At 73.3% G+C, this 12,339-nt stretch carries 8 protein-coding genes; 6 read left to right on the plus strand and 2 right to left on the minus strand.

Annotated features, from left to right (window positions below; all coding sequences use genetic code 11):
- The first annotated feature begins 1 nt into the window (after nucleotide 1).
- Entirely contained in the window at nucleotides 2-1,237 is a 1,236-nt protein-coding gene (locus ACIBAF_RS38180; protein ID WP_399469451.1) for a DUF4032 domain-containing protein, read from the plus strand.
- A 23-nt stretch (nucleotides 1,238-1,260) separates the two neighbouring features.
- On the opposite strand, the gene ACIBAF_RS38185 is transcribed toward ACIBAF_RS38180, so the two are convergent.
- A complete protein-coding gene (locus ACIBAF_RS38185) occupies nucleotides 1,261-2,133 on the minus strand; it encodes a universal stress protein (RefSeq protein WP_399469453.1) in 873 nt (290 codons plus the stop codon).
- A 222-nt stretch (nucleotides 2,134-2,355) separates the two neighbouring features.
- Here ACIBAF_RS38185 and ACIBAF_RS38190 point away from each other — a divergent pair, with 222 nt between their 5' ends.
- From ACIBAF_RS38190 to ACIBAF_RS38205, 4 genes are all read left to right on the plus strand, one after another.
- Nucleotides 2,356-4,032 carry an FAD-dependent oxidoreductase gene (locus ACIBAF_RS38190; RefSeq protein WP_399469455.1) on the plus strand — a complete coding sequence of 559 codons (1,677 nt, stop codon included), beginning with the start codon at nucleotides 2,356-2,358 and terminating at the stop codon, nucleotides 4,030-4,032.
- A gap of 11 nt (nucleotides 4,033-4,043) precedes the next feature.
- Nucleotides 4,044-5,501, plus strand: coding sequence for an ATP-binding protein (locus tag ACIBAF_RS38195; RefSeq protein WP_399469553.1), 1,458 nt, complete (start codon nucleotides 4,044-4,046; stop codon nucleotides 5,499-5,501).
- Nucleotides 5,498-5,851 (plus strand): UBP-type zinc finger domain-containing protein, encoded by a 354-nt coding sequence (locus ACIBAF_RS38200; RefSeq protein WP_399469457.1) that lies wholly within the window; start codon nucleotides 5,498-5,500, stop codon nucleotides 5,849-5,851. Before ACIBAF_RS38195 ends, ACIBAF_RS38200 begins: the two co-directional genes overlap by 4 nt.
- Nucleotides 5,852-5,920: 69 nt before the next feature.
- Entirely contained in the window at nucleotides 5,921-8,938 is a 3,018-nt protein-coding gene (locus ACIBAF_RS38205; protein ID WP_399469459.1) for a helix-turn-helix transcriptional regulator, read from the plus strand.
- A 63-nt stretch (nucleotides 8,939-9,001) separates the two neighbouring features.
- On the opposite strand, the gene ACIBAF_RS38210 is transcribed toward ACIBAF_RS38205, so the two are convergent.
- Entirely contained in the window at nucleotides 9,002-10,810 is a 1,809-nt protein-coding gene (locus ACIBAF_RS38210; protein ID WP_399469461.1) for a M4 family metallopeptidase, read from the minus strand.
- Between the two features lie 351 nt (nucleotides 10,811-11,161).
- On the opposite strand from ACIBAF_RS38210, the gene ACIBAF_RS38215 reads away from it, so the two are divergent.
- Entirely contained in the window at nucleotides 11,162-12,121 is a 960-nt protein-coding gene (locus tag ACIBAF_RS38215; RefSeq protein WP_399469463.1) for a threonine/serine dehydratase, read from the plus strand.
- Nucleotides 12,122-12,339: the final 218 nt, after the last annotated feature.

Consider the following 12,339-nt stretch of genomic DNA (forward strand, 5'->3'; position numbering starts at 1 on the left):
CATGGCTTTGCAGATCAGCGCCACCAACCCGGAGCATCCGGCACTCCTGCTGGAGCTGCCCTGGCACCTGCCCCTGGAGGAGTGGCCCGAGGAGGTCCTCGTCCCGCTGCCGCGCGGCATCTCGCGCCACGTGGTGCGCTACGCCCAGGCCGGCGACGAGGTGATCGCCGTCAAGGAGCTCGCCGAGCGCCCCGCGCTGCGCGAGTACGAGCTGCTGCGCGACCTGGACCGGATCGGCATCCCCGCCGTCGACCCGCTCGCGGTGGTCACCGGCCGCACCGCGGACGACGGCGGGCCACTGGAGTCGGTGCTGATCACCCGGCATCTGGGCGGTTCGATGCCGTACCGCTCGATGTTCGAGACGACGATGCGCCCGGCGACCATGCACCGGCTGATGGACGCCCTCGCCGTGCTCCTGGTGCGACTGCACCTGGCCGGGTTCGCGTGGGGCGACTGCTCGCTGTCCAACACGCTGTTCCGGCGCGACGCGGGCGCCTACGCCGCCTACCTCGTCGACGCCGAGACCGGCGACCTGCACCCCCGGCTCAGCAGCGGGCAGCGGGACTACGACCTCGACCTCGCGCGCGTCAACATCAGCGGCGAGCTGCTCGACCTGGAGGCGTCCGGGGCGCTGCACCCGTCGGTGGACCCCATCGAGTTCGGCATGGAGATCTGCGCCCGCTACGCGGCGCTGTGGGAGGAGCTGACCCGCACCTCCGTGTACCCGGCGGGCAAGTACCACTACATCGAGCGCCGGATCCGCCGGCTCAACGAGCTCGGCTTCGACGTCGCCGAGATGCAGATCGAGCACTCCTCCAACGGCGACACGGTCACCTTCGTGCCGAAGGTCGTCGACGCCGGCCACCACCAGCGCCAGCTGCTGCGCCTGACCGGCCTGGACACCGAGGAGAACCAGGCCCGGCGGCTGCTGAGCGACCTGGAGAGCTGGATGGCCACCCAGGACGACTACGCCCCGGGCGACCCCCTCGCAGCCCGCCCCGAGGTGCTGGCCCACCGGTGGGTGCGGGACGTGTTCCGGCCCACCGTGCGGTCGGTGCCCCTCGAACTGCGCGGCTCCATGGACGCGGCGGAGATCTACCACGAGCTCCTCGAACACCGCTGGTACCTGTCGGAGCGCGCGCAGCACGACATCGGGCTCGACACCGCCGTCGAGGACTACATCAAGAACATCCTGCCCAAGGCGCGGGAGACCCTGGAGCCGACCCTGCCGGAGTGAGACGCGGTGCGTGCCGGTGTGCGTCAGGCGTGGGGCACGACGGCGACCGGGCAGTCCGCGTGGTGCAGCACGCCGTGCGCGACGGAGCCGATCCGGGCGCCCACGGCCGTGCGGTGGGCGCGGCGGCCGACCACCATCAGCTGCGCCCGCCCGGCCACCGACAGCAGCACCTGCCCCGCGCTGCCCATCTCCACGTGCTCCACCACGTGCACGTCCGGGAACCGCTCCCGCCATGGCTTCACGGCCTCGGCCAGCGCCTTCTGCTCGTACTGCTCCAGGCCGCCGGCGTCGTCGAGCAGCTTGAGCGAGCCGGGGCTGTACGCGAACACCGGCGGCAGCGTCCAGGCCCGCACGGCACGCACGCTCGCTCCCCGCGCCGCCGCCGTCTCGAAGGCGAAGCGCAGGGCGGGGGCGCTGTCCTCGGGCTCGCCGTGCTGGCCGACGACGATCGCGTGACCGGCCACCTCGGACGACGGCTGGTCGCCGGCCCGTACCAGCACCACCGGGCACGCGGCCTCGGCGATCGCCTGCTGGCCGACCGAGCCCAGCAGGAACCCGACGACCGCACCGTGCCCGCGCGAGCCGAGCACCAGCAGCTCCGCCTCCGCCGCTGCGGCGACCAGCGTCCCGACCGGTCCGCCCTCCAGGACGTCGGTGGTGACGGCCAGTCCCGGGTGCCGCTGACGGACGGTCGCGACCGCCTGCTCGGCCGCGTCCCGCACCCAGCGCTCCTGTGCGTCGCGGTCCGCCACTTCGGCGGCCGCGTTCGGCTGGAACCGCCAGGCGTGCACCACCCGCAGCGCCAGATCGCGCCGGACGGCCTCCCTGGCCGCCCAGGCGAGCGCCGCGAGGCTCTCGTCCGTCCCGTCGACCCCTGCCGTGATCGGGCCCGTCATCGCGCTGCCTCCCAGTTTGATCAGATCCGTTCGCCGCCAGTCTCCACCACGCAGATCGTCACGGGCCCGCAACGGGGGACGCGTTCGTCTTCCGGCCGGCCGGGAGCGCGCCTGTGCCGATATCCCGGAGCGAACCGGGGCGATCGAACATACGATGGGCGGATCCGGTGCGGGCTTCGCCGTGCCGTCGCAAGGACCGACCGCTCTCGGGGTGGGAGACGTATGGCACAGGCCGCCGATGCAGCGCGGACCGTCATCCTGACCGTGGACGACGACCCGGGGGTCTCCCGTGCCGTCGCCCGTGACCTGCGGCGCCGCTACGGCGCCTCGTACCGGATCGTGCGCGCGGAGTCCGGGGAGTCCGCGCTGGAGGCGTTGCGCGAGCTGAAGCTGCGCGGTGATCTGGTGGCCGTCATCCTGGCCGACTACCGGATGCCGCAGATGAACGGCATCGAGTTCCTCGAACAGGCCCTGGACGTGTACCCGGGCGCCCGGCGCGTGCTGCTGACCGCGTACGCGGACACGAGTGCGGCGATCGACGCGATCAACGTCGTCGACCTCGACCACTATCTGCTCAAGCCCTGGGACCCGCCGGAGGAGAAGCTCTACCCCGTCCTGGACGATCTGCTGGACGCCTGGCGGTCCAGCGACTACCGGCCCGTGCCGGCCACGAAGGTGGTCGGGCACCGCTGGTCGGCGCGCTCCTCGGAGGTGCGGGAGTTCCTCGCGCGCAACCAGGTGCCGTACCGCTGGTACTCCGCCGACGAGCCCGAGGGCCAGCGGCTGCTGGCCGCGGCCGGGGTCGACGGGCAACGGCTGCCGCTGGTGGTCACCGCTCAGGGCACGCCCCTCGTCGAGCCGGACGCCCCCGAGCTGGCCGCCCAGGTGGGGCTGGCGACGACGCCGACGGCCGACTTCTACGACCTCGTGGTGATCGGCGGCGGCCCGGCCGGGCTCGGCGCGGCCGTCTACGGGGCCTCCGAGGGCCTTCGGACAGTGCTGGTGGAGCGGTCGGCGACGGGCGGACAGGCCGGTCAGAGCTCGCGGATCGAGAACTACCTGGGCTTCCCCGACGGCGTGTCGGGAGGGCAGCTCACGGACCGGGCGCGGCGGCAGGCGACGAAGTTCGGCGCCGAGATCCTCACCGCGCGTGAGGTGACGGGGCTGGAGGTCAACGGGTCCGCGCGGGTGGTCCGCTTCTCGGACGGCTCGGCGGTGGCCGCGCACAGCGTCATCCTCGCCACGGGCGTCTCCTACCGGCAGTTGGCGGCGCCGGGCTGTGACGACCTGACCGGCTGCGGGGTGTTCTACGGCTCGGCGCTCACGGAGGCGGCCTCCTGCCAGGGGCACGACGTGTACATCGTGGGCGGCGCCAACTCGGCCGGACAGGCGGCGATGCACCTGGCGCGGGGCGCGAAGTCCGTCACGCTGCTGGTGCGCGGGGAGTCCCTCGCGGCGTCGATGTCGCACTACCTGATCCAGCAGATCGAGGAAGCGCCCAACATCAGCGTGCGCCCCCGCACGGTCGTCGAGAGCGCGCACGGGGAAGGCCACCTGGAGCAGCTGACGCTGCGGGACGTGACGACCGGGGAGAGCGAACTCGTCGACGCCCAGTGGATGTTCGTGTTCATCGGCGCGGCCCCGCTGACCGACTGGCTGGACGACACGGTGCTGCGCGACGAGCGCGGGTTCATCCTGGCGGGACCCGACCTCACGCCGGACGGGCGGCCGCCTGCCGACTGGGAGCTGGACCGGTCGCCGTACCACCTGGAGACCAACATTCCCGGCGTGTTCGTGGCGGGCGACGCACGCGCCGAGTCCGCCAAGCGCGTCGCGTCCGCCGTAGGAGAGGGAGCCATGGCCGTGATGCTCGTCCACCGGTATCTGGAGCAGTCGTGAGCGGGCGGCTGATGCCGTGCAGCCCGGCCGAGATCAGTTCGCTGTTCCTGTTCGAGAAGCTCTCCCCCGAACAGCTCGGACGGCTGTGCAGCGAGGGCCGGGTGGAGAGGTTCGAGCCCGGGCCCGTGTACGCCGAGGGCGATCCGGCGACCTGCTTCTACGTGATGATCGAGGGCACGGTCGTGCTCTCCCGGCGGGTCGGCGGGGACGACGTCGAGGTCAGCCGCACCTCCCAGCGCGGGGTGTACTCCGGGGCCATGCAGGCCTATCTGGGGGACCAGGTGCCGCAGGTCTACACCAACTCGATGCGGGTGACCGAGCCGACGCGGTTCTTCGTGCTGCCGGCGCAGTCGTTCGCGGACGTCATGCGGGAGTGGTTCCCGATGGCGGCCCACCTGCTGGAGGGGTTGTTCTTCGGGTCGAAGAACACGCAGCGGGCCGTCGGCCAGCGGGAACGGCTGCTGGCCCTGGGGTCGTTGTCGGCGGGTCTCACGCACGAGCTCAACAACCCGGCCGCGGCGGCCGTACGGGCCACGGCGACGCTGCGCGAGCGGGTGGCGAAGATGCGCCACAAGCTCGGCCTGATCGCCGAGGGGCCCTTCTCCCGGGACGCGTTGGCGAGCCTCATCGAGGTCCAGGAGCGCACCGCCGAGCGGGTCGCCAAGGCGCCGGCGCTCACTCCGCTGGAGGCCTCGGACCGTGAGGACGCGCTCACCGAGTGGCTCGAGGACCACGGCATGGACCACGGCTGGCAGTACGCGCCGACCTTCGTGCAGGCCGGGCTCGACGTCGACTGGCTGGAGCAGGTCGCGGCAGCCGTGGACACGGAGATCCTGCCCAACGCGGTGGGCTGGCTCAACTACACCGTCGAGACCGAGCTGTTGATGTACGAGATCGAGGACTCCACCACTCGTATCTCGCACCTCGTCGACGCGGCCAAGCAGTACTCGCAGCTGGACCGCGCGCCCTACCGGACCGTCGACGTCCACGAACTCCTCGACAGCACCCTGCTGATGCTGTCGGGCAAGATCGGGGACATCGAGGTCGTCAAGGACTACGACCGGACGCTCCCGGAGATTCCCGCCTACCCGGCGGAGCTCAACCAGGTGTGGACGAACCTCGTCGACAACGCGGTGTTCGCCGTCAACAGCGTCGGCGGCCAGGGCACGTTGACCGTGCGCACCGCGCGGGAGGACGAGCGGGTGCTGGTGGAGTTCCGCGACACCGGCCCCGGTATTCCGCCGGACATCCGCAGCCGCATCTTCGACCCCTTCTTCACCACCAAGCCGGTGGGCGAGGGCACCGGTCTCGGACTGGACATCTCCTGGCGGATCGTCGTCAACAAGCATCACGGCAGCCTCCACGTCGACTCCGCGCCGGGCGACACCCGCTTCCAGGTGCTGTTGCCGCTGACCGGCCCCGCCCCCGAGAACACCGAGGACCCTGAGACCGCGGAGGAGCCCGTATGACCGACGTAGACGCCATCGACCCGAGCGTCCCGCCCAGCGGCGCCGGGTGCGTCGACTGCGACGCGGCGGGCGGCTGGTGGTTCCACCTGCGGCGCTGCGCGACCTGCGGCCACATCGGCTGCTGCGACTCCTCGCCCGCCCAGCACGCCACCGCCCACTACAAGGCGAGCGGGCATCCGATCGTCCGCAGCTTCGAGCCGGGCGAGGAGTGGTTCTGGGACTACTCCACGGACGAGCTGTACGAGTCGGGACCCGAGCTGGCCCCACCGACCAGCCACCCGGCGGACCAGCCCGCGCCGGGCCCGGCGGGGCGCGTACCGGCGGACTGGGCACGGTCGCTGCACGGTTGACGCCTTCCGGGCGGGGTTCCGTTCCTGGTCGCAGGCCGTTGTGTCGGTGCCGCGTGCCAGGATGGAGCCGTGCAACAGACAGTGTTCGCCACTCCGTTCATCGGCCGGGAGGAAGAGCTCGCCCGGCTCTCCGGCGTGCTCGACCGCGCCCGGGGCGGTGAGGCCCGCGCGGTGCTGATCGCCGGGGACGCCGGCGTCGGCAAGACACGCGTGCTGGACGAGGTCGCCGCGCGGGCCGCGCGCACGGGGACGACGGTGCTGACCGGGCACTGCGTCGACCTCGGTGACGTGGGCCTGCCCTACCTGCCGTTCACGGAGATCCTGGGCGGGCTCGCCGCCGACGAGCGGTTCGCCGCCGTCCTCGCCGCGCACCCGGTCGTGGACCGGCTGCTGGGCGCGGGGACGGACGCGGTGCGCGAGGATGCCGCCCCTGCCGCGCGAGCGGGCGGCGAGGGCGGCCGGCTGAGGCTCCTCGAAGGGATGGCGGGACTGCTCGCCGACCTGTCGGAGGTCGCGCCGCTGCTCCTCGTCCTGGAGGACCTGCACTGGGCCGACCAGTCCTCCCGGGACCTGCTGCGCTTCCTGCTCAGCCGGGGCTTCCTGCAGCGCCCTACGGGCAACGGGCCGGGTCACCGGCTGGTAGTGCTGGCCTCGTACCGCGCGGACGACCTGCACCGCAGGCACCCGTTGCGCCCGCTGCTGGCCGAGCTGGTGCGGCTGCCGGCCGTGGACCGGCTGGAGCTGCGGCCGCTGGCGGACGCCGAGGTGGCCCGCCTGGTGCGCGCCCTGGAGGACCGGCCGCTGCCGGAGGCCACGGTGCGCCGGATCGTGGCCCGCGCCGAGGGCAACGCCTTCTACGCGGAGGAGCTGCTCGCGGCGTCGGACACGGAGGCGGGCGGCATGCCCAGCGGGCTGGCGGACCTCCTGCTCATCCGGGTCGAGCAACTCCCCGACACCTCCCAGCAGGTGCTGCGGACCGCCGCCGTCGCCGGTCGCCGCGTGGAGCACGACCTGCTGCGGGACGCGGTGGGGCTGCCCGAGGACGAGCTGGAGTCGGCGCTGCGCGAGGCCGTGGGCCACCAGCTCCTGGTCGCGGCCGACGACGGCACCTACGCGTTCCGGCACGCCCTCGCGCGCGAGGCGGTGTACGCCGACCTGCTCCCGGGCGAACGCTCACGGCTCCACGGCGCGTTCGCCCGCCTGCTGGCGGGTCGGCCCCACCGTGCCGAGACCGCCGCCGAGCGTGCCCACCACCACCGCGAGAGCCACGACCTGGGCGAGGCCCTCGCCGCCTCCCTGGAGGCCGCCGACCACGCCCAGCACGTGGGGGCGCCCGCCGAGGAACTGCACCATCTGGAAACCGTCCTCGACCTGTGGCAGTCGGTGCCCGCCTCGGCCCTGCCATCGGGCGAGGGCGGGGGGACCGACCGGGTCACGCTGATGCTGCGCGCCTCGGCGGCGGCCGCGCACGCCGGCGAGGCGCACCGCGCGGTCTCCCTGACCCGCGCCGCGCTCGCGAGCGTCGGCCAGGACGCCGACTCCGAACTCGCCGCCCGGGTGCGGTACACGCTCGCGGGCACCCTCATGGGCGTCGACAGCCAGTCGGCCGCGTTCGCCTACAGCACCGAGGCGCTCGCGATGATCCCCGCCGAACCGCCGTCGCCGACGTGGGTGTGGGCCGCGGCCACCCATGTGCTGGCCGCGCGCCAGGTCGGCGACACCGGGACCGCTCTGCGCGTCGCCCGCCAGGCGCTGTCCGTCGCCGAGCGGCTGGATCTGACGGACGCACGGGCCGACCTCCTGGTCTCCCTGGCCAACCTGGAAGGGGACGGCCGCCGCTCCGCCGAGGGCCGCGCGCGCCTGAAGGAGGCGCGTGAACTGGCCCGGCTCGGGGGCAACGCCCCGGTGGAGATGCGGGCCCTGTTCACCCTGGCGATCGGCGCCTACGAGGCCGGGAGGCCGGAGGAGTGCCTGCCCTGGCTGGCCGAGGGCCTGGACCGCGCCCGCCGGGCCGGGCTGCTGTCCTCGCCGTATCCGCTGGGGATGCGGCATCTGCACCTGCTGGTGCTCTACACGCTGGGCCGCTGGGACGAGTGTGTGCGGACGGCGGCCACCGACCTGGCGGTGCTGCCGGTCTCGGGCGGGTTCGCGGTGGGGCCGGCCCTGTACGTGGCCCTCGCGCGCGGCGAGAAGAGCGCCGTCGACCGCGCCCGGGCCCTGCTGGAGGGGCCTTTCGACTGGATGGCCGCACTGGCGGCGGGCAACGTGCTGACCGACGCGGCGGCGCAGAGCGGCGATGCCGAGGCGGCGGTGGCGCAGCTGCGGTCCACGGTCGACTCCCTGGTGGCCGAGTCGGGGACGCGCCCGGACGTCCTGGTGCGGCTCACCGCGCTCACCCTCACGGCGGTCGCCGACGCGGCCGCGGGGGCCAGGCTCGCCGGCGACGAGTCGGCGGCCCGCCGCTGGTCGGTCGTGGCCGCCGAGCTCCTGGAGCCGGCCCGGGAGGTGACCCTGCGCGGCGAGAACGGTCTGCCCCAGGGCCCGGAGGGCCACGCCTGGCTGGCCCGCGCCGAGGCCGAGTGCGCGTGGGCCACGACGGGGCCGGACCCGACGGCCTGGGAGAGGGCGGTCGCGGCGTTCGACCACGGCGACGCGTACGAACTCGCCCGGTGCCGACTGCGGTACGCCGAGGCCCTGTTGGCGGCCGACCGGCGCGAGGAAGCGGGCAACGAGGCCCGCGCCGCCCGGGACACGGCCGTACGACTGGGCGCCGTGCCCCTGGTGGCGCGGGTGGACGCCCTGATCCGGCGCGGGCGCCTCACTCACGGCCCGTCCGGCGGCCGGGACCGTTCGCTCACCCTGACGGCCCGCGAGCAGGACGTCCTGCGGCTGCTCGGGCTCGGCCGCAGCAACCGGCAGATCGGCGAGGAGCTGTTCATCAGCGGCAAGACGGCGAGCGTCCACGTCTCCAACATCCTGGCCAAGCTCGGCGCGGCGAGCCGTACGGAGGCCGTGGCGATCGCCTACCGCGATCGGCTCCTCGAACCCGAACCCGAACCCGAACCCGAGCCCGGCGCGTCCGGCTGATCCGCCCGGCCGGCAGGGGCGCGCCCGGACTCCCGGGCGGGCGCACCCCTCACCGGCCGGCCGTCAGCGGGCGGCGGCCGGCGTGTTCGCGGCGGTCACGTTGACGGCTGCCCAGGCCCGGACCACCGTCCGGTACTCGGTGCTGATCGGCCCGTAGAGATCCCGGGCGGCCTTGAGCGTCGCGATGCGGGCGCCGTGGAAGTCGGTCGAGGAGACCATGTAGCGGGTCAGGGCGCGATAGAAGATCGCGGTCGCCTTCGCCCGGCCGATGCCCTTCACCGGGGCCCCGTCGAAGGTCGGCGAGTCGTAGGTGACGGCGCCGATCTGCTTGCGGCCGCTGCCCTCGGCGAGGAGGTAGTAGGCATGCGAGGAGACGCCGGAACCGGCGTGCACCTCGGTGTTGTACACCTGCGGCGACCAGTAGTCGATCGTGCCTTCGAGGACGTCCAGGGACGGCTTGTCGAGGCGGCGCAGGAACTTCTGGTCGAGGCCGAGCTTCTCGCCGATCAGGTAGTTCGGCGGGTTCTTGGGGTTGTCGGCGCTGAACTCGACGTTGGAGCCGAAGATGTCGGCGAGGGACTCGTTGAGGGAGCCCGGCTCTCCGTACTGGTTGCCGTCGCCGTCGACGGACGTGGGCTCCAGCCGGGCCGTCGCGTCGACGACGCCGTGGGTGAGCTCGTGGCCGGTGACGTCGAGGACGACGAGGGGCTTCTTGATGAAGGAGCCGTCGCCGTCGCCGTAGAGCATGCAGCCGCAGGTCGGGTCCCAGAACGCGTTGCCCACCTCTTGGCCGAAGTGGACCATGGCGCGGGCGCCCTTGCCGTCGTTCGCGATGCCCTTGCGGCCGAAGGTCTTCCGGTAGAAGTCCAGGGTCTTGGTGACGCCGTACTGGGCGTCCACGGCGGCGCTGGTGCGGCTGGAGACGGCGCCGTTGCCCCATGTGTTGGTTGCGCTGGTGAACGCCCGGCCGCTCGCGAAGCCCTCCACTTCCTGGTTGCGCGCGTCGCGCGTCTCGGTGTTCCAGTGGGAGGGGTCCTTCAGCAGGTAACTGGTCCGCGCGGTGCGGGTGGTGGTCAGGGAGACCTTCCCGGCGAACAGGGAGGTGCCGGTGCCGACAGCCGTCGACGGGTAGCGTACGGCGGCGCCGGCCGCGGGGGCCGCGCTCAGGGCCGCGGCCCGCGGGGCGGCGCCGGTGGCGGGGTCGAGGGTCTCGCCGCGCTCGCGCAGGGTGTCCAGCAGTTCGGGCGAGAGGAACTCGTCGCTGTCGGGCGTGTTGCTGCGCACCGTGCCGGTGCGGGCGTCGACGACGACCGTGCGGGAGCCGCCGGCCTCGGTGGTGCCGCTGTCGGTCACGCGGATCCGGTAGGCGAGGGCGGAGGCGCCGCGGCGGGCGTCGACCACGAGTTCGGCGCTGTCCGCGTCCCCCTTGGCCACGGCCGCGGCCTTCGCCTCCGCCTGGCGGGCCGTCAGCTCGGCCTTGACGGTGGCCGGGTCGACGGCGTGACCGGCGGCGCGCGTGACGCCCGCGTAGGCGAGCCGCTGGGTGAGGTGGACGACGAGGTCGCCGCCGAGGACCGGCATGCCCTGGTGGGTGCGGACGAAGCGGACGTGTCGTGCGCCCTCCGGGTCGATCAGGACGTCCTGGGCCTGGAGTTCGTCGCCTCGGCCGACGCCGGTGGCCGAGGCGTGGGCGAAGGCGGCGGTACGGGCGGCCTCGACGACGCGGTCGGCCTGCGAGGCGGTCGCGGCCGTGGCGCGGGTCTCCCCCGCGGAGCTCGCGGACGGGGCGGCGAAGGCCGTGCCCGCCAGGCCCGTGGCGGCCGTCGTCACGGCGACGGCGAGCGCCAGGCTGCGTATGTGTGCGCTGCGCACTGGTGAGGGTTCCTTCGTTCGGACGGCCGGAGTCACCGACCGCCGCAAGACGCGGTGTCGTTGGACACCAGGGGGCTGGTCGGGCCCCGGACCTCCACCCTTACGGATCGGTCATGTCCATGTAAACCCTGAAATGGTCGACGCAGACGACTTCGAGCGGCCAACCGCGCTTCGCCTCTGGAGATGCGGTGCGACGGAAGGAGGTTGCCTCGACCGCATGTGACCGATCTCGCACGACCGGTCTACGGGCCCTGGCCATGGCCGAGTTGACCTGCCGCGCGATGCCCGGCCAGGGTGCGACAGGACCAGGCGCGGCGCTTCCTCCTCTCCCGCGCCGGAAGGGTGATTGCCTTGATCGGTATCTCGGACATCGAAGGCGCGGCCGAGCGGATCGCCGGACATCTCGTCCGCACCCCGACCGTGCCGAGCCCGGGCCTGTCGGCGCTGCTCGGCGTTCCCGTCACCATGAAGCTGGAGCTTCTGCAGCGCACCGGTTCGTTCAAGGCGCGCGGGGCGACGGCGAAGCTGCTGTCGTTGAGCGAGGCCGAGCGGGCCGCGGGGGTCGTGGCCGTGAGCGGCGGGAACCACGGGATCGCGCTCGCGGTCATGGCGGCCGCGCTGAACGTCAAGGCCACGGTCGTGATGCCGCGTTCGGCGCCCGCCCGTTCCGTCGAGATCGTGGCGGCGACCGGCGCCTCGGTGCAGCTGACCGACACGATGGGCGGCGCGTTCACACGGGCGGAGCGCCTGCGGGAGGAGGGTCTCACGCTGGTGCACCCGTTCGACGATCCGGTGGTCGTCGCGGCCCAGGGCACGGTCGGCCTGGAGTTCGCGGCGGACGCCGGTGAGCTCACGGACGTGCTGGTCAGCGTCGGGGGCGGCGGCCTGATCGCCGGCGTCGCCGCGGCCCTGCGCGCCCGCCGCCCGGCGTTGCGGGTCTGGGGCGTGGAGACCGAGGGCGCGCAGGCGATGCAGCAGGCGCTGGCGGCGGGCGGCCCGGTGCAGGTGGAGCTGTCGTCGATCGTCTCCACCCTCAGCGCGCCGAGCGTCTCGCAGTTGACGTACGACCATGCCCGCGCCCTGGTGGACGAGGTGCTGGTGGTCCCCGACCGGGAGGCCGTGCGGGGCTGCCTGGAGCTCGCCGAACACGCCAAGGTGTGGAGCGAGCCGGCGGCCGGCTGCCTCGTGCCCGCGGCCCGGCAGGTGGTGGCCCGGGTGGGGGACGGCGCCCGGCTGGGGCTGGTGGTCTGCGGGGGCAACGCGACGGCCGCGGACATGGTGGCCTGGATGGATCGGTTCGGGCTGCGCTGAGACCACTCGGCCGGGATAAGGAAAATCCGTCGGGAGGGCCGCCAAGCAGGAATGGGGCGCGGCCGAGAAGGTCGTTTCCGGGATCCCCGGGAAGTCGCCGACGGCCTGTTTACCGCTGGTTACACCGCTGGACGGATCCCGGACGCGCCCCGGCAATTCCCTTTTCTCGCACATCCCTTCGGCTCATACGGTCGGCCTTTTGAATGAAAGACAGGAAA

The sequence above is a fragment of the Streptomyces sp. NPDC051677 genome (assembly GCF_044453465.1).
Classification (GTDB): domain Bacteria; phylum Actinomycetota; class Actinomycetes; order Streptomycetales; family Streptomycetaceae; genus Streptomyces.

Bases quoted from the DNA above. Each gene is read 5' to 3' on its own strand.
- ACIBAF_RS38180 (WP_399469451.1), top strand. From the start codon at position 2: ATGGCTTTGCAGATCAGCGCCACCAACCCGGAGCATCCGGCACTCCTG.
- ACIBAF_RS38190 (WP_399469455.1), top strand. From the start codon at position 2,356: ATGGCACAGGCCGCCGATGCAGCGCGGACCGTCATCCTGACCGTGGAC.
- ACIBAF_RS38185 (WP_399469453.1), bottom strand. From the start codon at position 2,133: ATGACGGGCCCGATCACGGCAGGGGTCGACGGGACGGACGAGAGCCTC.
- ACIBAF_RS38195 (WP_399469553.1), top strand. From the start codon at position 4,044: ATGCCGTGCAGCCCGGCCGAGATCAGTTCGCTGTTCCTGTTCGAGAAG.
- ACIBAF_RS38200 (WP_399469457.1), top strand. From the start codon at position 5,498: ATGACCGACGTAGACGCCATCGACCCGAGCGTCCCGCCCAGCGGCGCC.